Here is a 20812-nt window from a genome sequence, read left to right as displayed (position 1 = left end):
GCCGTCCCCTCGAACGGCCGGGGCGCCGCCGGCCCACCGGACCCGGGCGAGCCCTACGCCTCGAGCAGCAGCGCCTCGCCCTGGCCCCCGCCGCCGCACAGCCCGACGGCGACGCGCCCGCTCCCGCGGCGCGCGAGCTCGTGCGCCGCATGCACGGCGAGGCGGGCGCCGGACGCGCCGATGGGGTGCCCGAGCGAGATGCCGCCGCCGTGCACGTTGACGACGTCGGGCGAGACCCCGAGCACGCGCGTGGAGACCGCGACGACGGTCGCGAAGGCCTCGTTGATCTCGACGAGGTCGAGGTCGTCGACCGTCCACCCGGCCCGGTCGAGGGCCTGCCGGATCGCGCGCGCGGGCTGGGAGTGCAGCGACGTGTCGGGGCCGGCGACCTGCCCCCACGTCCGCACGGTCGCGAGCACCGGCGTGCCCGCGGACTCGGCCCGGGCGCGGGTCGTGAGGACGAGCGCGGCGGCGCCGTCGGAGATCTGCGACGCGTTGCCCGCGGTGATGGTGCCCTCGGGGTCGAACGCGGGGCGTAGGCGCGCGAGACCCTCGACGGTTGTGTCGGGGCGCACGCCCTCGTCGTCGCGCACCTCGACCGGCTCGCCCCGGCGCTGCGGGACGCTCACGGGGGCGAGCTCGGCGTCGAACAGGCCGTCCTTCGCCGCGGCCGCGGCGCGCTGGTGCGAGGCCGCCGCGACGGCGTCCTGCTCCTCGCGGGAGACGAACACGTCGCCCACGTTGGTGCGCTCGGTCGAGACGCCCATGGAGGCGTGGTCGAACGCGTCGGTGAGCCCGTCGCGCGCGACGGCGTCGACGAGCGTCGCGTCCCCGAACGCGAACCCGGCGCGCGACCCGGGGAGCAGGTGCGGCGCGTTGGTCATGGACTCCTGGCCGCCGACGAGCACGACCTCCGCCTCGCCGGAGCGGATCATCCGGGTGCCGTCGATGACGGCGGTGAGCCCCGAGAGGCACACCTTGTTCACCGTCACGGCGGGCACGTCCCAGCCCACGCCCGCGGCGGCGGCCGTCTGGCGCGCGGGGTTCTGGCCCGCCCCGGCCTGGAGCACCTGGCCGAGCACGACGGCGTCGACGGCGTCCGCGCCGAGGCCCGAGCGCTCGATCGCGGCGCGCGCGGCGACGGCGCCGAGCTCGACCGCGGTGAGCGCGGCGAGGGAGCCCTTGAGGCGGCCCTGCGGCGTGCGGGCGGCGGCGACGACCACGACGTCGTCGGGGGAGTGCGGGGTGGTGGTGCTCACGGCTGGACCTCCAGGGGTGCGGACGGCGGTGTCTGCGCGGGCGCCGGGGGTGTGGTGCCCGCTCGTGCGGCGGCGGCGTCGACGTCGGCAACGGCAGTGTCGACCAGCCCGAGCAGGAGCCCGAGGAACACGTCCGGCTCCTCGAGGTGGGGGCTGTGCCCGACGCCGGGCCGCACCTCCTCACGGTACCGCCCGCCCGCGGCCGCGTAGGCGTCGAGGACGGCCCGGGTCTGCGCGACCATCGGCTGCGGCGGGTGCGTCTCGACCCCGGGCCAGCCAGGGACGGCGCCGAGCGCGCCGAGCTGCGCGAGGTCGAACAGCGACGTGTCCGAGACGATCGCGTCGGCGTCGCCGCGCACCCACAGCACGGGCGCGGTGGCGCCGGACGTCGCGAAGCCGGACAGGTCGCAGTACTTCGCGCTGATCGCGTTGTTCATGCCGCGCGTCCCGGGCGCCACGCCGGGCCACGTGCCCGACGCCGTCCGGTCGCCCGGGTAGCTGTCGTCGCCCGTGCGCGTGGAGAGCACGGAGTCGAGCAGGAGCTCCTCGAGCGCGCCGAGCGGCTCGCCGAGCGCGGCCGGGTCGGCGACGTAGAAGCGGCGCAGCACGTCGCGGGGCGACCCGGCGTCCTCGCTGCGGTCACCTGCGGCGAGCGCCGCGACGAACGCCGGGTTCGCCGTGCCGCCGCCCGAGCCTGCGAAGTCGGGGGAGAGCGGCGTCCCGGCGACGTCGCGCGTGCCGCCGAACCCGTACGGCGACATGGGCGCCTCGAGGAGGATCGCGTCGAACAGGTCGGGCCGGTCGGTCGCGAGCTGCAGCACGACGCCCGCCCCCGCGGAGTGCGCGACGGCGACGAGCGGGCGCGCGAGGTCGAGCGCGTCGAGGACGGCCGCGACGTCGTCGGCGAAGTCCCGCACGCCTCGGGTCGCGTCGACGGGCCGGGGCTCGGCGTCGCCGTACCCGCGCAGGTCGACGGCGACGCCGCGCACGTCGGCGGGGAGCGCGCGCAGCAGCGGGTCGAAGAACGCCGACGACGAGCAGTTGCCGTGCACGAGCAGGACCGTCGCGCGGGCCGCACCCTCGGCGGCGACCTCGCGCACGTGCTCGCGCCCGCGCGGGGTCGGGACGTCGCGACGCAGCACGTCGCGCGTCACGACGGCGTCCCCGCGGCCTGCGTGGACGGTCCCGGGCCGGCGTCGGCGACGTCGAGAGGGGCGTCGTCGAGCGCGACGGCGAGGTCGGGCTCGGTCGCGGCCCGCACGTCGTCGACGCTCACGCCGGGCGCGGTCTCGCGCAGCACGAGCCCGTCGGGCGTCACGTCGATCACCGCGAGGTCGGTGATGACCCGGTGCACGACCCCGCGCCCCGTGAGGGGCAGCGAGCACGAGCGCAGGATCTTGGGCGACCCGTCGCGCGCCACGTGCTCCATGAGCACGATCACGCGGCCCGCCCCGTGCACGAGGTCCATCGCTCCGCCGGGGCCCTTGACCATCTTGCCGGGGATCATCCAGTTGGCGAGGTCGCCCGTCTCGGAGACCTGCATGCCGCCGAGGATCGCGGCGTCGATCTTGCCACCGCGGATCATGCCGAAGCTCAGCGCGGAGTCGAAGAACGCGGCGCCCGGCAGGACGGTGACGGTCTCCTTGCCGGCGTTGATGAGGTCGGGGTCGACGGCGTCCTCGGTCGGGTACGGCCCGACGCCGAGGATCCCGTTCTCCGACTGGAGCACGAGGTGCTTGTCCTGGGGCACGTAGTTGGGCACGAGGGTCGGCAGGCCGATGCCGAGGTTGACGTACCAGCCGTCCTCGAGCTCGCGCGCGGCGCGCGCGGCCATCTCGTCGCGGGTGAGCGGCACGGCTCAGCCCTCCTTCACGGTGGTCGCGGTGCCCGACGGCGCGGGCGCGGGCTGGTCGGTCGCGGCGGGCGGGCGCACGGTGCGGCGCTCGATCCGCTTGGGCACGTCCGGGCCCACCTCGACGACGCGGTGCACGAACACGCCGGGCAGGTGCACGGCGTCGGGGTCGATCTCTCCGGGCTCGACGAGCTCCTCGACCTGCGCGACGCACACGCGGCCCGCCATCGCGGCGAGCGGGGAGAAGTTGCGGGCCGACCGGTGGAACACGAGGTTGCCGTGCCGGTCGCCGCGCAGGGCGTGCACGAGCGCGAAGTCGGTGGTGATCGCGTCCTCGAGCACGAACTCGGCCTCGCCGGCGAACGCGCCGTCGCGACCGCGTGGCCCGACGCCGAACGTGCGCACCTCCTTGGGCGCGCTGGCCTGGGCGACGCCGCCCGCACCGTCGTACCGCTGGGGGAGGCCGCCCTCGGCGACCTGCGTGCCGACGCCGGTGCGCGTCCAGAACCCGGCGATGCCCGCCCCGCCGGCGCGCAGCTTCTCGGCGAGCGTGCCCTGCGGGGTGAGCTCGAGCTCGAGCTCGCCCGAGAGGAACTGCCGCTCGAACTCCTTGTTCTCCCCGACGTACGAGCTCGTCATCTTCCGGATGCGCCCCGCGCCGAGCAGGACGCCCAGGCCCCAGTCGTCGACGCCGCAGTTGTTGCTCACGACCCACAGGTCGCGCGTGCCCTGGGCGAGCAGCGCCTCGATGAGCGCGATCGGGTTGCCGCACAGGCCGAACCCGCCGACGGCGAGCGACGCGCCGTCGGGCACGTCCGCGACGGCCTCGGCCGCGGACGCGACCACCTTGTCCAGCCCGGTCCCTCCAGGGGACGCGATCGTGGGGCTCATGCCGTGACCTCCTCGTCACTCGCCGGTCCGGGTCCGTCGCTCGTGACGGCGGCCAGGGCCCGCAGGGTCTCGCCCGCGACGGCCTCGACGCCGGGCGGGCTCATGATGATCGTGTAGTGATTGATACCCGCTACGTCGCGGGTGCGCAGCCCCGGCAGCCGCGCGCGCCACGCGGCGAGGTGCTCGGGGGAGTAGAGGGCCTCGGGCTCGTCGAGCAGGCCGCGCGGCGCGCGCAGCAGCACGAGGGGCACGTCGAGCGGGTGGTCGCCCGCGAGCGCGTCCGCGAGCGGCCCGCCCTCGTAGAGCTCGAGCGAGTCGGCGGAGACCGCGGCGCCCGACGACGCCGGACGCAGCGCAGGCGCCTCGCCGACGAGGTCGTAGTCGACGTACCCCGCGACGACGCCGGCCCACGGCTCGTCCCACGCGCTCGCGAAGGCGGGGTGCTCGCGCCAGAACCCGCGGTACTCCTCGTGGTCGGCGAACGTGCGCTCGAGGCGCTCGACGGCCGGGCCGAGCAGGGCGCGCAGGACCTCGTCGTGCGTCGCGTCGGGCGCGAGCCCGGTCGGCGGCGGGAGCGGGATACCGCCGTCGACGAGCACGAGCCGGGAGACGCGGCCGGGGTGGCGGTGCGCGAGCACGACGGACACGAACGCGCCCATGGAGTGGCCGAGCGCGACGACGCGGTCGATCCCCAGCGCGTCGAGCACCGTCGCGAGGTCGTCCGCGTGCGCGCCCATGCCGTACGGGCCGGGCAGGGCGTTGCTGCGCCCGCGCCCGCGCAGGTCGGGCGCGACGACGCGCACGCCCGGCAGAGCCGCGACGACGGCCGGCCACGCGCGGTGCGACGCCGTGATGCCGTGCACGGCGAGGACGGTCGGGACGGCGTCGGGCGCGGGGCGCGCGCCGCCGTCGGGCCGGGCGCCGGGCTCGGGTGCGTGCGGGCCGGCCGGGTCCCACACGCCGACGCGCAGCAGCCCGCCCGCGACGGGGACGTCGAGCGTCGCGTAGGTGTGGGTCGCGGCGGTGACGTCGTCCGGCGCGGTCGTCGCCGCGGTCACCGGGCGCTCCAGCCGCCGTCGATCGTCCACGACGCGCCCGAGACCATCGACGCGTCCGGGCCGGTGAGCCAGCCGACGAGCGACGCGACCTCCTCCGGCTCGACGAGCCGCTTCACCGCGGACTCCGCGAGGAGCACGGTCGCGAGCACCTCGGACTCGGGGACGCCGTGCACGCGCGCCTGGTCCGCGATCTGCTTCTCGACGAGCGGCGTGCGGACGTAGCCGGGGTTGACGCACACGCTCGTCACGCCGTGCGGACCGCCCTCGAGCGCCGTCACCTTGGACAGGCCCTCCAGCCCGTGCTTCGCGGACACGTACGCCGACTTGAACGGCGACGCCACGAGGCCGTGCACGGACGACACGTTGACGACGCGCCCGAACCCGCGCGCGTACATCCCCGGGAGCGCGGCCCGGACCAGCAGGAACGGCGCCTCGAGCATGATCGCGTGCAGCAGGCGGAAGTCGTCCGGGCGGAAGTCCTCGATGGGGCTCACGCGCTGGACGCCCGCGTTGTTGACGAGGACGTCGACGTCGAGCGAGAGGTCGTCGAGCGCGCGCGTGTCGGCGAGGTCGACGACCCACGCCTCGCCGCCGAGCTCGTCCGCGAGGCGCTGCGCGCCGTCGGGGTCGACGTCGGCGACGGTCACGTGCGCGCCACGCGCGGCGAGCTCGCGCGCGCACGCGGCGCCGATGCCGCTCGCGCCGCCCGTGACGAGCGCGCGCCGTCCGGCGAGGGTCGGGGCGGTGCCGGGGACGGTGGCGGGGACGGTCATCGCGCGTCTCCTTCGGTCTCGGTCGAGGTGGCGGGCCCGGTCCCGGTCGGCGGGGCGGTCCGCGGCGCGGCGAGCGCGCGCTCGATGAACTGCATGGTCTGCTCGAACACGTGCGGAGGGACCTCGGCGGCCGCGGTGTCGTACGACGGCGGCTCTGCGCCCTCGTCCCAGCGCCCGCCCCACAGGACCCAGCGCATCCCGACGATCTCGCCGATGCCCATGAGCGCCCACGCGGCGACCTCCGGGTCGACGTCGTGGCCGACCTCGCCGTTCGCGCGAGCCTTGTCGAGCCCGGTCATGTAGCCCTCGACGATGCGCGCGTAGTGGCGGCGCAGCGCCCCGGGCGAGACGAACTCGGCCTGCCGCACGATCCGGTAGAGCGCCGGGTGCTCGGCGGTGAAGCGGAAGAACGCCTCGAAGCCCGCGCGCTCGGCGGCCAGGCGCGTCGTCGCCTGCGAGCTCGCCTCGATCATCGCGTGCCGCACGCGGCGGTTGAGGTCGTCGACGAGCTCGTCGAACACGTCGATCTTCGACTCGAAGTACAGGTAGAACGTGCCCTGCCCGACGCCCGCGGACTCGGTGATCTTCACGATCGACGCGTCGTGGTACCCGACCTCGGCGAACACCTGCTCGGCCGCGGCGAGAATCTTCGCCCGGGTGCGGTTGCCGCGGGCGGTGCGGGGCTGGGTGCTCATGAGTCCTCCGGGACGGTCACGCGCTCGGCGAGCGAGCGGCGCGACACCTTGTGCAACGACGTGCGGGGCAGGGACGGGACGAGGTCGAAGCGGCGCGGGACCTTGAAGTGCGCGAGCTCGCGGCGGCAGAACGCCTCCAGCTCCTCGGCGTCGGTGGGGTGGCCGGCGCGCGGCACGACGAACGCGGCCCCGACCTCGCCCCACCGGTCGTCGGGGACGCCCACCACCGCCACGTCCGCCACCGCGGGGTGGCGGCGGAGCACGGCCTCCACCTCGGACGGCGTGACGTTCTCGCCGCCGACGATGAAGACGTCCTTGAGGCGGTCGACCACGCGGTAGCACCCGTCGACGTCGCGCTCGACGAGGTCGCCGGTGCGCAGCCAGCCGTCGCGCAGGACCGCGGCCGTGGCGGCCTCGTCGCGGAAGTAGCCCGCGAACACCCCCGGCCCGCGGACCAGCAGCTCGCCCGCCGCGGGCCCGTCGAGGTGGCGGCCCGTCACCGGGTCGGCGACGGCGACCTCGACGTGCGGGTACGGCGTGCCGGCCGAGCCGCTGCGCTCGCGGGCCTGGTCGTCGGGCAGGCACAGCACGTTGGGGCCCGCCTCCGTGAGCCCGTAGCCCTGCGAGAGGGCGACGCCGCGGCGGTACCACGTGCGCAGCAGCGGCTCCGGCATGGGCGCGCCGCCCACGACGGCGTGCCGCAGCGACGACAGGTCGGCGTCCGCGAAGCCGGGGTGCTCCGCGAGGAGCAGGTAGTTCGTCGGGACGCCCATCATCGTCGTGACGCGGCGCTCGGCGACGAGCTGGAGCACGCGCTCTGGCTCGAACGTGCGCTCCAGGACGACGGTCGCGCCGGTCCACCATGCGAGCAGCGGCTGGATGTTCCACCCGCCCGCGTGGAACTGCGGCAGCACGCTCAGCACGACGTCGTGGCTCGTCAGCTCGACCGTGCGCGAGAGCGAGAGGTTCGTCCAGAAGCAGTTCGCGTGCGTGAGCAGCGCGCCCTTGGGCGTGCCCTGCGTGCCGGACGTGTACACGAGGAGGAGCGGGTCGTCGTCGCGCACGGGCCGGCGCTCCGGCGCGGGCCCCCGCCGTGACGGCGGCGGGACGTGCGCCTCGACGCCGCTGCGCCCGAGCTCCGCCCGCCGGGGCGGGCGGCCGGGCCGCTCCCCGTCGAGCCGGCGCAGCGGGTCGAGCCGGTCGAACGCCGAGTCCGCGAGGCCGGAGAACTCCTGCTCCACGAGCACCAGCGCGGGGTCGGCCTGCTCGACCTGGGCGGCGAGCTCGCCGGGCGACAGCCGCCACGACAGCGGCGCGAGGACGAGCCCGGCCTGCGCGCACGCGAAGAACAGCACGACCTGGTCGGCGCTGTTGCCCGTGACGGTCGCGACGCGGTCCCCGACGCCGTAGCCCGCCTCCCGGAACGCCGCCGCCAGGGCGCTCGCGCGCTCGTGCAGGTCGCGGTAGCGCAGGGTCACGCCGCGGTCGTCGACGGCGACGCGGTCGGGCGTCGCGAGCGCGCGGTCGCGCGTCCAGCGCCCGAGGGTGTGCAGGCCGTCCTGGGAGTCCTGGTGCTGCGTCGTCATGCCACCTCCTCCAGGCGCTCGCGGGCCTCCTCCCGATCCTCCCGCGGGCGGCGGCGCGCGGCGAGGCGCGACGCGGCGCCCGCGATGCCGCCGGGCAGGAACATCACGACGAGGATGAAGAGGGTCCCGAGCAGGAACAGCGGCTCGCTGAGCGGCACGCGCAGCACGGCCGGGAGGTCCGCGACGGCCGCGGAGCTCGCAAGCGTGCCGAGCCGCTGGTCGAGGATCGTGTAGAGCACGCCGCCGACGATCGCGCCCCACCGGGACCCGACGCCGCCGAGCACGACCATGACGAGCAGCGTGAGCGTGAAGTCGGCGGACGTCGCGCGCGGCACGGCGCCGGACTGGAGCAGCAGGTACGCCATGCCGACGACGGTCGCGAGCGTCGCCGCGAGGACGAACACGAGGAGCTTGACGAGGTAGGGGCGCCCGCCGATGACGCGCACGCGCATCTCGTTCTCGCGCGTCGCCGCCGCGACGTGCCCCGCCCGCGACCGCTCGACCCACAGCACCACGAGGTAGACGACGACGAGCACGGCGAGGGCGAGCCAGTAGAGGTTGCGCGTGTTGAGCACGCCCACGAACGCGTCGGGCACGTTCCGGGTCGCGAGCGCGAGGCCCTCCTCGCCGCCGGTCGTGCCGCCGGGGTTGCGGCGCACGAGCACGTTGCCCGCCTGGGCGAACGCGAGGGTGACCATGGCGAACGAGATGCCCGTGACCCGCAGCGAGACGGCCCCGACGACGTGCGCGAGGACGATCCCGCCGACGAGCACGAGCGCCGCGGCGGGCAGGAGCGGGATCTCGGTCGTGTCGAGCACGATCGCGAGCCCGTACAGCCCGGCCGCGAAGTACAGCGCGTGGCCGAAGCTCAGCAGCCCCGCGACCCCGAACAGCAGGTGGTAGCTCAGCGCGAGAGCGCCGATGAGCCAGCACATCGCCATCATCTGGAGCGCGCCGGGCGTGTACGTCGGGCCGGGCAGGACGCCCGGCACGTGGAGCGCGAGCAGCGGGAGGCACGCGAGCCCCGCGACGAGCGCGACGCCCGCGAGCGTGCGGACCAGCGTGCCCGACGGCGCGCGGCGGGCGGGTCGGTCGGCGCGCGGTGCGTCGTCGGCGGGGGTGGCCGGGGCCGGGGGAGCGGTCTGGGTGGTCATGCGGCTGCCCTCCCGAGGAGGCCGGTGGGACGGACGAGGAGCACGAGCGCGAGCAGGAGCACGACGAGCAGGTCGCCGTAGCCGAGGTAGTAGTTCGCGAACTGCTGCAGGACCGCGACGAGCACGGACGCGACCGCCGCGCCGGTCAGGGAGCCGAGCCCCCCGATGACGGTGACGATGAACGCGAAGATGAGCAGCGACCCGCCGAGGTGCGGGGAGACGTACCCGAAGTACTGCGAGGCGAGGACCCCGCCGAGCCCCGCGGCGGCGCCGCCGACCGCGAAGACGAGCGTGAACGCCTTGCGCACGTCGATGCCGAGCGCGGTGACCATGGACCGGTTCTCGACGCCCGCGCGGATGATGAGCCCGTAGCGGGTGCGCTGGAGGAACAGCACGATCGCGCCGAGCACGAGCGCCGCGGCGCCGATCGCGACGAACCGGTCGTTGGGCACCGGCGCGCCGGCCAGGTCGGTCGTGCCCTTGAGCCACGCCGGGCCGGAGATGAACTCGGGGTCCGACCCCCACATGCCCTCGAACAGCGCGACGGACGCGAGCGAGAGCCCGACGGTGACGAGCACCTGCTCGATGTGCCGCTCGTAGAGCGGGCGGATGAGCAGGAGCTCGGTGAGCGCCGCGGCCCCCGCCCCGACGACGGCCCCGGCGAGCAGCGAGAGCGCGAAGACGCCCCACGAGTCCGCGCCGAGGGAGCGTGCGACGAACCAGCCGCCGAACGCGCCGAGCGTGAGGAACGACCCGTGCGCGAAGTTGAGGACGCCCATGAGCCCGTAGATGAGCGACAGGCCCGACGCGACGAGGAAGTACAGCGCCCCGAGGCCGAGCCCCGTGACGAGGAGGAGGACGATCGTGCTCACCGGGCCACCGCCCCTTCGGTTCCGTGGTGGTCGACCTCGGCGTGCACGCCGAGGAGCTGCTGGACGCGGTCGGGGTCGTCGAGGAGCTCGCGCGCGGGACCGGTGTGCACGACGCGGCCCGCGTCGATCACGACGACGCGCTCGGCGAGCCGCTCGATGACCTCGAGGTTCTGCTCGACGAGCAGGATCGGGACCGTGCGGGCCGCCTCCGCGAGCGCGTCCGACACCTCGCCGACGATCCGGGGCGCGAGGCCCTTGGTGGGCTCGTCGACGAGGAGCAGGCGGTTGGCGTTGAGCAGGGCGCGCGCGAGCGACACCATCTGCTGCTGCCCGCCCGAGAGGGTGCCCGCGCGCTGGGCGGCGCGCTGCACCAGGTCCGGGAACAGCTCCGCGACGAGCTCGCGTCGCGGGTGGGCGTCGCGCTCCGCGAGCCGCAGGTTCTCCGCGACCGTGAGCCCGGCGAACACCTCCCGGTCCTCGGGCACGTACCCGACGCCGCGCCGCACGATCCGGTCCGTGCGCTCGCCGTCGACGCGCTCGCCCGCGAGCAGCACCTCGCCCCGGCGCTCGATCAGGCCGAGCACGGCCTTGAGGGTCGACGTCTTGCCGACGCCGTTGCGGCCCAGCACCGCGGTGACGCCCGTGGCCGGGACGGAGAACGTCACGTCCTCGACGACCTGCTGGCCCGCGATGCGCGCGGAGAGCCCGCGCACCTCGAGGACGGGCACGTCGCTCCTGACCGCGGGCTGGGCGGTGCTCCTGCTGCTGCCGCTCATGCTGCCTCTCCTGCCGTGACGCCGAGGTAGGCGCTCTGCACCGTCGGGTCCGCCATGACGGCGTCGGGGGTGTCGCACGCGAGCAGCTCGCCGTGGTGCATGACGGCGACGCGGTCCACGAGCCCCAGCACGACGTCCATGTGGTGCTCGACCATGAGCACCGTGCAGCCGGTCGCGTGCAGGTCGCGGATGACCTCGACGAGGCCGGGCACGTCGGCCGACGACACGCCCGCCATGGGCTCGTCGAGCAGCACGACGCGCGGCTCGGTCGCGAGGAGCACCGCGATCTCGAGCTTGCGCTTGTCGCCGTGCGACAGGTCGCCCGCGGCGACCTCGGCGCGGCGCACGAGCCCGACGGTCTCCAGGTGCCGGTCCGCCTCCCGCGTCGCGGCGTCGCCGCGACGCGGGAAGCGCAGTACCGACAGGGCGCCGCCGAGGCGCCCCTGCGCGGCGAGCCGCACGTTCTCCCGGACGCTCAGGCGCGGGAACAGGCTCGACGTCTGGAACGTGCGGCCCAGGCCCGCGCGGGCGCGCGCGGCCACCGAGGTGGTCGTCACGTCCGCGCCCTCGAGGAGCACCGAACCGCTCGTCGGGCGGTGGATCCCCGAGACCAGGTTGAAGAGCGTCGTCTTGCCCGCGCCGTTCGGCCCGATCACGCCGAGCATCTCGCCCTGCCCGACGGCGAGGCTCACGCCCCGCAGGATCCGCGCGCCGCCGATCTGGAGCCCGAGGTCGCGGACCTCGAGCGCGGGGAGGGTGTGCGGCTCGCCCACGTCAGCCCGCCTCGGCCGGCGCGACGTCGTCGCCCGGCACCTCGGCGACGAGCTCGGGAGCCCAGCCGTCGCCCTCGGCCACGAGCTTCACCTGGTACATCGGCTGGACGAGCGCGTGGTCGGACGCGCGGACCGTCGTCGTGCCCTTGGGGCCGTCGAAGCTCCAGCCCTCGAGCGCGTCGACCATGGCGTCGACGTCGTCGCCGCCCTCGGCGATCGCGTGGACGATCATCTGCGCGGCGACGAAGCCGTCGGGCGTGAAGAGGTCGGCCTGCTTCCCGGCCTCCTCGACGGACGCGAGCATCGCGGCCTCGACCTCGGTGCCCGCGGCGCCGGGGAAGTAGTGGTTGAGGAAGTCGACCTTGCTCGCCGCGGCGCCGTACGCGCCGTAGGTCGCGACGTCGCCGAGCCCGGTGACGACCGTGGTCGCGTCGAGGACGCCCTGCTGGTCCAGGCCCTGCCACATCGCGCCCGACGTCGCCCCGGCCCACGCGACGAACACGAGGTCGGGCGCGGCGTCGACGATCTGGTGCGCGAACGGCGTGAACTCCGTCGCGTCCTCCGGCACGAGCACGCTCGTCACCTCGGCGCCCTGCGCGCCGAGGACGGCCTCGACCGCGGCGAGGTTGCCCTGGCCGAACGCGTTGTCCTGGGCGAACACGACGACCTTCGCACCGTCCGGGTCGACGAACGTGCCGGCGGTCGCCACGTCCTGGAGCGACTGGCGCCCCGAGCGGAACGTGTAGTCGTTGATGCCCGTGAGCGCGTCGACCGCGGCGGGCCCCGAGATGTAGAGCACCTTGTTCTGCTCGGCCTGCTCGGCGAGCTTGAGCGCCACGCCGGACACGACCGTGCCGCCGAGGATCTGGTAGCCCTTGCCGATGAGGTCCTTCGCCTGCCCGACGGCCTTGTCGGGGTCGCCGCCGTCGTCGTGGAACGTCACGTTGACGGGGCGGCCGTCGACCTCGCCCGTGCCGTCGGTCGCGTAGTCGAGACCGGCCTGGAAGCCCTCGTAGTAGGCCTCGCCGTAGGCCGCGAGCGGCCCGGTCTTGGAGTAGATGATGCCGACGTCGACCGGGTCGGCGCTCGTGCTGGTCTCGCCTCCGGCGCTGCCGCCGCCGCTCGCGTCGGTCGGCGCGCAGGCGGCGAGCGCGAGGCTCGCGGCCGCGAGCGCGGCGACGGCGAGCGCCGACCGCTGGGACTTCTTCGTCCGCATGACTTCGCCCTTCGTTGGGTGGTCCTGAGGGGGAGCGCCGCTCAAACATGAGAGGCGATTCAGGTTGCGGGAATCATGGATCCCCGGGCGGCGCGGTGTCAACCCGCGTCGGGAGGGACCGCCGCGCGCCCGGTGTCGCGAGCGCGCCGGCCGCGGCAGGTCTGATGTTGACAGGTGATTCAGGTCACACGTAGCGTCCGGTTCGCCCGGGTCCGGCGCGCGACGGTGCGCGCCACGGCGCGCGAAGCGCCGACGGCGACCCGACCTCGACGTGGAGGTTCAGATGGTCAGGCACTCCCTCAGACAGCGCGCCCGCGCCCGCCGGAGCGCCGTCGCGCTCGCCCTCGGCGCGGCGCTCGCGGTCGTGCTCGCCCCGCTCGTCACCGCACCGGCCACGGCCGCCGGGTCGTGGTCCCAGCGCACGGCCGGCGGGATGACGGTCGAGCTCTACCGGCCGTCGACGGCGCCCGCGCTCCCCGGCGGTCGGGCGCTCATGGTCTCCCTGCACGGGTGCGTCCAGACGTCGCAGGTGCTCAAGAACGGCGGCAACTGGACCGCGACCGCCGACGAGCACGGCATGGTCGTCGCGGTCCCCGCCGCGCCGAACGGCGGTGTCCTGCTCGGCTGCTGGGACTACTACGACACGAACCACAGCCGGACGAACCCCGCGCGGCACGACGACAACCTGCTCGACCTCGTCTCGACCCTGCTGGCAGACGCCTCGCTCGGCATCGACCCGGACCAGGTCTACGTCAGCGGCCTGTCGTCCGGCGGCGGCCAGGCGATGGTCATGGGCTGCCTCGCGCCCGATGTGTTCGCGGGCGTGGGGATCGCGGCGGGGCCGACGGTCGGGACGACGTCGGGCCAGATCGGGAGCGTCGCGACGACGCTCGCGCAGGCGCGCTCGACGTGCCGGACCTTCGCGGGGACGCACGCGGCGGGCTTCGGCTCGCAGGTGACGTCCGTCGTCTTCGGCAGCGCCGACACGACGGTCGCGACCGGGTACGGGACGCTCAACGCCCAGGTCATGGCCGACCTCTACGGAGCCGGGACCACGTCGTCGTTCTCGCTCGCCGGGCTCGCGGGCACGAACCACGCGGGCACCGGGTCGCTGTGGTCCGACGCCGCCGGCCCGCGCGTCTCGCTGGTCCAGAACACCGGGCTCGCGCACGCGTGGCCCGCGGGCGGCGGCCCCGGAGGGTCCTACGTGTCGACGAACAGCATCGACTACCCGGCCTACCTCACCGACTTCCTGTTCGCGAACAACCGGCGCGTCGACCGCGACCCGGGCCCCGACCCGGACGTCACGGCGCCGACGGTCGCGATCACCGCGCCCGCCGCGGGCGCCGCCGTCTCGGGGACGGTCCGCGTGGAGGTCGCGGCGTCCGACGACCGCGCGGTCGACCGCGTCGAGCTGAGCGTCGACGGCGCGATGCTCGCGACGCTGCGCACCGCCCCGTACGGGTTCGACTGGGACACGACGGCGCTCGCGCCCGGCTCGCACGTGCTCACGGCCCGCGCGGTCGACGCGGCGGGGAACGCGTCGACCGCGCAGGTCGCGGTGACGGTGCAGGCGCCGACCGGGCCGTGGTGCGGCACCGCGACGAACGCGCAGCACCGGGCCGCGGGGCGCGCGATCTCCTACGGCGTGAACCCCTACAACCCGTACTACGCGGTCGGCTCGCTCGCGTACCTCGGCCAGGGCGACGCGACGGTCACGACGCTGCGCGAGGCCGCGCCCGGCCGGTTCGAGGTCGCCGCCGCCTGCTGAGCAGGGCGGGCCCGCTCGGGCTAGTGCTCCAGGCGGTCCTTCGGGTCACCGATGAAGTCGGTGACGTCGTCCGGGAGGTCGTCGCGGTTCATGTCGTTCGAGCGGGCCCGGCGGGCGTCCCAGCGCAGCGCGAGCGCGGCCAGCACCGCCGCGATCGTGGACGCCGCGAGGATCGCGATCTTCGCGCCGTCGGTGTGCTCGGCGTCGGGGAACGACAGCTCCGCGATGAGGAGCGAGACGGTGAAGCCGATGCCCGCGAGGAACCCGACGGGCAGGAGGTCGCGCACCCCGATGCCGGCCGCGAGCCGCAGCGGCGTGAAGCGCGTGACGAGCGCCGTGACCCCGAGCACGCCCACGAGCTTGCCGACGACGAGCCCGAGGACGATGGCGAGCACGACGGGCTGCGTCAGCACCTCCCCGACGGGCGTCTCGCCGCCCACGATCGAGACGCCGGCCGCGAAGAACGCGAACACCGGCAGCGCGACGCCCTGCGAGAGCGGGCGCACCGTGTGCTCGAAGCGCTGCGTGCGCGGCTCCCGCTCCCCGTGCACCGCGAGCGCGGGGACGGTGAAGCCGAGCAGGACGCCGGCGATCGTGGCGTGGACGCCCGACTCGTGCATGAACGCCCAGGCGACCACCGCGACGGGCAGCAGGAGCCACCAGCGGGTGCGGCGAGCGCGCACGAGGACGGCGTAGAGCGCGACGGCGAGCAGCGCGAGGCCGAGGTAGCCCCACTGCAGCTCCGCCGTGTAGAAGATCGCGATGACGACGATCGCGAGCAGGTCGTCGACGACCGCGAGCGTGAGCAGGAACGTGCGGATCGCGACGGGGAGCCCGCGGCCGAAGACGGCGAGCACGCCGAGCGCGAACGCGATGTCCGTCGCCGTGGGGATCGCCCACCCGTGCAGCGCGCCCGGGTCGCCCGTGGTCAGCAGGACGGCGACGAAGATCAGGGCCGGCACCGCCATGCCGCCCATCGCCGCGAGCACCGGGACGCCCGCCTGCCTCGGGTTGCGCAGGCTGCCCGCGACGAACTCCTGCTTGAGCTCGACGCCGACCACGAAGAAGAAGATCGCGAGCAGGCCGTCGGCCGCCCACGTCGACAGCGTCAGGTCGAGGTGCAGCGGGGAGGACGGGCCGACGACGGTGCTCGACAGCGTGAGGTAGGACTCGCGCCAGGGCGAGTTGGCCCAGACCAGCGCGAGCAGCGCCGCGCCGATGAGCAGGGCGCCGCCCGTCGTCTCGCGCCCGACCCAGCGGCGCAGGCGTGCACCGGGGGAGGGGCGGTCGGTCGGCGGGGTGGCCGAGGGGCCGGAGGGCAGGGCGGGGTGGGTCATCGTGCTCCCGGGGTCGCTGTCGTGTCGCACGGCCGCGTCGCGGACCGTGGCCGACCAGACTTCCCGGCACACCGCCCACGATTCTACGGGGCGGCGCACCCCTCGCGGTCGACGTGTCCGGCTCGCGGTCCAGTCTCCTGGCGCTCGTCCCGCCGCGCGCGTCAGGGCGGGGTGTCCTCGGCGAGCGCGAGGAGGCGCGTCGTCGTTCTCCAGTTCCGGCCCGTCACCGGGGTCCCGGCCGCCTTCGCGAGGACGGCCGCCGTCAGCCTCGACCGACCGACGCCGTCGGGGTAGGCGACGTAGAGGACGCCGTTCGCGACGACGGCGCGCTCGGTCGTCAGGCGCGGCCCGAGCGCGGCGGCGGCGTCCGGGTCGACCGGCTCCTCGCCCACGTGGACCAGCAGCCCGGCCGGGCGGTCGGCGGCGTCGTCGGGCAGCGGGTTCCCGCGCACGATCTTCCGGAGGCGCTCGGTCGTGAGCACGGCCACGGCGGCGTCGACGCCGAACCGCTCGGCGACGCCGTCGTGCAGGAGGCGCGCGACGTCCGCGGGCGACGACGCACCGGACGACCCCGGCCCGACGACGAGGTTCCCGCTGTTCACGACCGTGCGGGCGTGCGCGAGGCCGAGCTCGCCCGCGAGGTCCCGCAGCGCGGTCGACGGGACCTTCCGCCCGCCCACGTTCACGGCGAAGAGCAGGCAGGCGTACGCCGTCACGACGACGTCCCCGGGCGACGGTGGGACCACGGCGCGGTCTCCTCGAGGCGCGCCGCGAGGGCCAGCAGCAGGGCGTCGTCCCCGTGGTCCGCGCCGAGCATCACCCCGACGGGGACGGTCGCCGCAGACCCGTCGGGGTCGGTGACGCGCGCCTCGCCGAGCGGGAGGGAGACGGCGGGCCGCCCCGTGAGGTTCCAGACGCTCGTCCAGGGCGTGAACGCCGTCTGCGCCGCGAAGTCGGCGGCCGGGTCGTCGTCGACGCGCTGGCTGCCGACGAGCGCGGGCGGCTGCGCGAGCGTGGGGGAGAGCACGACGTCGACGCCCGACCACGCGGCGGCGACCTCGCGCGTGAGCTGCTGCACGCCCGCGAGCGCCGTCGCGTACGCGAGCCCGCTCACCGCGCGCCCGCGCTCGCGCAGCCACCGCGTGAGCGGCACGAGCAGGTGCTCGCGCTCCGGCGGGACGGGTGCCTGGAGCGCCCCGACGGACCACAGCGCCGCGAACGCGTCCCAGCGCTCGGCCCCGAACGGGGGCGGGATCTCGACGACGTCGTGCCCGAGCCGGACGAGGAGCTCCGCCGCCGCGCGGGCGGCGTCGGCGCACGCCGGGTGCACGGGGGCGCCGGCGGCGATCACGGGCTCCAGCAGCAGCCCGACGCGGAGCAGCCGCCCGTCCGGCGGGGCGCCGAGCCGCGCGGTGAAGGTGTCGCCGGGCCAGGGGCGCGCGAGCACGTCGAGGAACGCGGCGGTGTCGCGGACCGACCGGGTGAGGACGCCGTGCGTCGCGAGCCCCGCGCCGTCGACCCCGTACGGGCCCGGGCTCACGAGCCCGCGCGACGGCTTGAGCCCGACGAGCCCGCACGCGCTCGCGGGGATGCGCAGCGAGCCGCCGCCGTCGCTCCCGTGCGCGACGGGGACGACGCGCGCCGCGACCGCGGCGGCCGCGCCCCCGCTCGACCCGCCCGCGGACCGCGCGAGGTCCCACGGGGTGCGGGCGGTCGGGCCGACGTCGGGCTCCGTGTAGCAGGGGAGGCCGAGCTCCGGGGTCGAGGTCTTGCCGACCATCACCGTGCCGGCGCGCCGCAGGAGCGTCACGACGCCGTCGTCGTACGGGGCGGGGAACAGATCGATCGCGGCCGAGCCCGCGCGCATCGGCACGCCCTCGACCATCGTGAGGTCCTTGACGGGGCAGGGGACGCCGAGGAACGGCGGGAGGCCGTCGTGGGGACCGGCCCGGCCGTCGCGCCGCGCCGCCACGAGCGCGTCCTGTGCGGCGAGGGCCTGCGTGCGCGCCAGGTCCGGGGTCAGCACGGTGAAGGCGCCGACGGCGGCACCGACCCCGGCGGCGGCGTCGAGCGTCGCGTCGAGGACCTCGACGGGGGAGACGTCGCCGGCGCGCAGGGCACCGGCGAGCGCGGTGGCGTCGAGGTCGAGGAGCTCGGGGGCGCTCATGGCTCGTGAACCTACGCGCGCCGTCGCACCCGCGCGACCCCGCCCCCCCCCGCGACCCCCCGCGCGCGCGACCTCCGCGACGCCGCGCGTGCCGGCCTCGGCGGTCGACACCGGCCGAGTGCAGGCGTATATTCCAACCGGAATATTCCAGCCGGGCGCGAGCTCCCCACCCGCCGGCCTGCTACCCCGCCACCCCGTCCCGGAGACCACCGTGACCTCCCCGCGCCTCAGCCCCACGGCGACCCTCGTGCTCGCCGTGCTGCTCGAGCAGCCCATGCACCCGTACGAGATGCTCGTGCGCCTGCGCAAGCGGCGCGACGACCGCCTCGTGCGGCTCAACCCCGGCGCCGTCTACCACGCGGTGGACCGCCTCGAGCGGGACGGCCTCGTCGAGCGCGCGGGCGTCGACCGGGACGGCAACCGCCCCGAGCGCACGCTCTACGCCATCACCCCGGCCGGCGTGGCCGCGCACGACGCCCGCACGCGCGACCTCGTCCGCGAGACGCCGCGCGAGTACCCCGCCTTCCCTGTCGGGCTCGCGCTCGTGCACGACCTCCCGCGCGAGGACGCCCTCGCGCTGCTCCGCGAGCGTCGCGCGGCGCTCGCGGCCGCGATCGACGGGGTGCGCGAGCGCCTCGACGACGTGGTCGCGCGCGGCCTGCCCCGCCGCTACCTGCTCGACGCCCACTTCGAGCTCCACCAGACCCGGGCCGAGATCGCCTGGCTCGACGCGACCGTCGCGGACGTCACGTCCGGCGTGCTGAGCTGGACCGAGGAGCCCGGGCCCGCGTTCCGCCACTCCCGCACGACCTCACCTCAGGAGTCCTCGTGACCACTCCCGCCCCGGGCACCGGCCCGGCCCCGGCACCCGCCGAGGCCGGCTCGCGCGTCGTGCCCCTCGTCGACCTCCACGGCCGCAGCGCCTGGAGCATCCTGCCGCCGCTCATCCTCGGCTTCTTCATGATCATGGTGGACACCACGATCGTGAACATCGCGGTCCCCACGCTCCAGCGCGAGCTCGACGCGTCGCTGGTCGCGGTCGGCTGGGTCAACAGCGCCTACCTGCTCTCGTACGCGGTGCTGCTCCTGCTCGCGGGTCGCCTGGGCGACAGGTACGGGCCCAAGCCGGTGTTCGTCGTCGGCCTGGCGGTGTTCACGCTCGCGTCCGCGTGGTGCGGGCTGTCGGGCTCGATCGGGATGCTCATCGCCGCCCGCGTGGTCCAGGGCGTCGGCGCGGCGCTCATGACGCCGCAGACGATGGCCATGATCACGCGCGTGTTCCCGCCGCGGCAGCGCGGCGCCGCGATGGGGCTGTGGGGTGCGACGGCGGGCGTCGCGACGATCGCCGGCCCGCTGCTCGGCGGGCTGTTCGTCGAGTCGTGGGGCTGGGAGTGGATCTTCTTCGTCAACGTCCCGGTCGGGGTCGTGGCGCTCTGGCTCGCCCTGGTGCGGCTCCCGCGGCTCGCGACGAACAAGCGCTCGTTCGACGTGGTCGGCGTCGTGCTGTCCGTCGTCGGGCTCTTCGCGGTCGTCTTCGGGCTCCAGGAGGGCCAGACGTACGACTGGGGCACGATCACCGGGCCGGTCACGGTGTGGGGCGTGATCGGCGTCGGCCTGCTCGTGCTGGCCGCGTTCGTGCTGTGGCAGCGCCGGCTCGGCGACGACGCGCTGCTGCCGCTGCGGCTCTTCCGCTCGCGCAACTTCTCGCTCGCGAACGTCGCGGGCATGTCCGTGTCGTTCGCGATGATCGGCATCTTCTTCCCGCTGACGATCTTCCTCCAGTCGATCCTCGGGCTGTCGCCCCTGCACGCCGCGCTGGTCAACCTGCCGGGCTCGCTCGTGTCGGGGATCGTCGCGCCGCTCGCAGGCCGCCTGTCCGATCGCGTGCCCGCGAAGTGGGTCGTCGCGACGGGGTTCGGCGTCCTCGCGGTCGCGATCGGCTGGCTCGCGGCGGTCGTCGGGCCGGGCGTGTCGGTGGTGACGATCGTGCTCCCCATGACGCTGTTCGGCATCGGCACCGGGTGCGTCTTCTCGCCGCTCGCGAACCTCGCGACGTCGGGCCTCGACCACCGCACCGCCGGGGCGGGCGCGGGCGCCTTCAACACGACGCGCCAGGTCGGCGGCGTGATCGGGTCGGCGGCGATCGTCGCGACGCTCACCGCGCGCCTCGCGGTGACCCTCCCGGCGGCCGCGCGGGACGCGGCGGCCTCGCTCCCCGAGCAGTTCCGCCAGCAGTTCGTCGACGGGTTCGCGAACGCGGGGTCGCTCCAGGGGGGCCAGGGCGGGTCGTTCGACCTCCCGCCGGGGGTGCCCGACGACGTCGCGCGCCAGGTCACGGACGCCGCGACCACCGCGTTCCACCAGGGCTTCGCGACCGCCGTCGGGCAGACGCTCGCGGTCACGGCCGTGGTGCTCGTGCTCGGGTTCGTCGCCGCGATCGCGATGGCGCCGAAGCACGTCGAGCACTGACCTGTCCGGGATCGACCCGACCGTCACGACGCCGCCCCCGGAGGGCCGGTCTCGGACGCTCGGGTCGATCTCGCGCGGCCCGCGGGTGCGGCCTCCGCGTGAACGGGGGGTTAAACCTCGCGCGGAGGCGTGTCGGGGGTGGTGACCCGAATCACACGGGCGT

At 75.5% G+C, this 20812-nt stretch carries 19 protein-coding genes; 3 read left to right on the top strand and 16 right to left on the bottom strand.

The window, feature by feature from the left end:
* Window positions 1–53 precede the first annotated feature (53 nt).
* From RDI86_RS02990 to RDI86_RS02930, 13 genes are read right to left on the bottom strand one after another with little or no spacing between them, the layout of a single operon-like run.
* Window positions 54–1259, bottom strand: a complete 1206-nt coding sequence (locus RDI86_RS02990) for an acetyl-CoA C-acetyltransferase (RefSeq protein WP_308820645.1) — start codon at window positions 1257–1259, stop codon at window positions 54–56.
* Entirely contained in the window at window positions 1256–2413 is a 1158-nt protein-coding gene (locus RDI86_RS02985; protein ID WP_308820644.1) for an alpha/beta fold hydrolase, read from the bottom strand. The genes RDI86_RS02990 and RDI86_RS02985 overlap by 4 nt, the downstream gene beginning before the upstream one ends.
* Window positions 2410–3114 (bottom strand): CoA transferase subunit B, encoded by a 705-nt coding sequence (locus RDI86_RS02980; RefSeq protein WP_277394937.1) that lies wholly within the window; start codon window positions 3112–3114, stop codon window positions 2410–2412. The genes RDI86_RS02985 and RDI86_RS02980 overlap by 4 nt, the downstream gene beginning before the upstream one ends.
* 3 nt (window positions 3115–3117) lie before the next feature.
* The gene (locus RDI86_RS02975) at window positions 3118–4002 is read right to left on the bottom strand and encodes a CoA transferase subunit A (RefSeq protein WP_308820643.1); all 885 of its coding nucleotides are present in this window, start codon (window positions 4000–4002) and stop codon (window positions 3118–3120) included.
* Window positions 3999–5060: an alpha/beta hydrolase gene (locus RDI86_RS02970; RefSeq protein ID WP_308820642.1), complete on the bottom strand. Its 1062-nt coding sequence runs from the start codon at window positions 5058–5060 to the stop codon at window positions 3999–4001. Before RDI86_RS02970 ends, RDI86_RS02975 begins: the two co-directional genes overlap by 4 nt.
* Complete coding sequence (locus tag RDI86_RS02965; RefSeq protein WP_009863549.1) at window positions 5057–5833, bottom strand: 3-hydroxybutyrate dehydrogenase; 777 nt, start codon at window positions 5831–5833, stop codon at window positions 5057–5059. The genes RDI86_RS02970 and RDI86_RS02965 overlap by 4 nt, the downstream gene beginning before the upstream one ends.
* Complete coding sequence (locus tag RDI86_RS02960) at window positions 5830–6528, bottom strand: TetR/AcrR family transcriptional regulator (protein WP_021483774.1); 699 nt, start codon at window positions 6526–6528, stop codon at window positions 5830–5832. The genes RDI86_RS02965 and RDI86_RS02960 overlap by 4 nt, the downstream gene beginning before the upstream one ends.
* Window positions 6525–8114 carry an AMP-binding protein gene (locus RDI86_RS02955; RefSeq protein ID WP_308820641.1) on the bottom strand — a complete coding sequence of 530 codons (1590 nt, stop codon included), beginning with the start codon at window positions 8112–8114 and terminating at the stop codon, window positions 6525–6527. The genes RDI86_RS02960 and RDI86_RS02955 overlap by 4 nt, the downstream gene beginning before the upstream one ends.
* Window positions 8111–9268 (bottom strand): branched-chain amino acid ABC transporter permease, encoded by a 1158-nt coding sequence (locus RDI86_RS02950; RefSeq protein ID WP_083711859.1) that lies wholly within the window; start codon window positions 9266–9268, stop codon window positions 8111–8113. The genes RDI86_RS02955 and RDI86_RS02950 overlap by 4 nt, the downstream gene beginning before the upstream one ends.
* Entirely contained in the window at window positions 9265–10140 is an 876-nt protein-coding gene (locus tag RDI86_RS02945) for a branched-chain amino acid ABC transporter permease (protein WP_076405207.1), read from the bottom strand. Before RDI86_RS02945 ends, RDI86_RS02950 begins: the two co-directional genes overlap by 4 nt.
* Window positions 10137–10916, bottom strand: coding sequence for an ABC transporter ATP-binding protein (locus RDI86_RS02940; protein ID WP_076405208.1), 780 nt, complete (start codon window positions 10914–10916; stop codon window positions 10137–10139). Before RDI86_RS02940 ends, RDI86_RS02945 begins: the two co-directional genes overlap by 4 nt.
* Complete coding sequence (locus RDI86_RS02935; RefSeq protein ID WP_074809191.1) at window positions 10913–11689, bottom strand: ABC transporter ATP-binding protein; 777 nt, start codon at window positions 11687–11689, stop codon at window positions 10913–10915. Before RDI86_RS02935 ends, RDI86_RS02940 begins: the two co-directional genes overlap by 4 nt.
* A gap of 1 nt (window position 11690) precedes the next feature.
* Window positions 11691–12905 carry a substrate-binding domain-containing protein gene (locus RDI86_RS02930; RefSeq protein ID WP_076405209.1) on the bottom strand — a complete coding sequence of 405 codons (1215 nt, stop codon included), beginning with the start codon at window positions 12903–12905 and terminating at the stop codon, window positions 11691–11693.
* A 283-nt stretch (window positions 12906–13188) separates the two neighbouring features.
* On the opposite strand from RDI86_RS02930, the gene RDI86_RS02925 reads away from it, so the two are divergent.
* Window positions 13189–14676, top strand: coding sequence for a PHB depolymerase family esterase (locus tag RDI86_RS02925; RefSeq protein ID WP_308820640.1), 1488 nt, complete (start codon window positions 13189–13191; stop codon window positions 14674–14676).
* A 20-nt stretch (window positions 14677–14696) separates the two neighbouring features.
* Here RDI86_RS02925 and nhaA read toward each other — a convergent pair whose 3' ends face one another.
* From nhaA to RDI86_RS02910, 3 genes are all read right to left on the bottom strand, one after another.
* Window positions 14697–16013 (bottom strand): Na+/H+ antiporter NhaA, encoded by a 1317-nt coding sequence (nhaA, locus tag RDI86_RS02920; protein ID WP_137280203.1) that lies wholly within the window; start codon window positions 16011–16013, stop codon window positions 14697–14699.
* A gap of 161 nt (window positions 16014–16174) precedes the next feature.
* Window positions 16175–16729 (bottom strand): DUF1697 domain-containing protein, encoded by a 555-nt coding sequence (locus RDI86_RS02915; protein ID WP_043655497.1) that lies wholly within the window; start codon window positions 16727–16729, stop codon window positions 16175–16177.
* Entirely contained in the window at window positions 16726–18180 is a 1455-nt protein-coding gene (locus RDI86_RS02910) for an amidase (protein ID WP_308820639.1), read from the bottom strand. Before RDI86_RS02910 ends, RDI86_RS02915 begins: the two co-directional genes overlap by 4 nt.
* A gap of 211 nt (window positions 18181–18391) precedes the next feature.
* Here RDI86_RS02910 and RDI86_RS02905 point away from each other — a divergent pair, with 211 nt between their 5' ends.
* On the top strand, window positions 18392–19012 hold the full coding sequence (locus RDI86_RS02905) for a PadR family transcriptional regulator (RefSeq protein WP_228485268.1): 621 nt from the start codon (window positions 18392–18394) through the stop codon (window positions 19010–19012).
* Window positions 19009–20649 carry a DHA2 family efflux MFS transporter permease subunit gene (locus tag RDI86_RS02900; RefSeq protein ID WP_083711861.1) on the top strand — a complete coding sequence of 547 codons (1641 nt, stop codon included), beginning with the start codon at window positions 19009–19011 and terminating at the stop codon, window positions 20647–20649. The genes RDI86_RS02905 and RDI86_RS02900 overlap by 4 nt, the downstream gene beginning before the upstream one ends.
* Window positions 20650–20812: the final 163 nt, after the last annotated feature.

The sequence above is a fragment of the Cellulosimicrobium sp. XJ-DQ-B-000 genome (assembly GCF_031119065.1).
GTDB lineage: Bacteria > Actinomycetota > Actinomycetes > Actinomycetales > Cellulomonadaceae > Cellulosimicrobium > Cellulosimicrobium funkei.
Note: the sequence above shows the minus strand (reverse complement) of the source record. Positions and strands in the feature narration are given on the sequence as shown.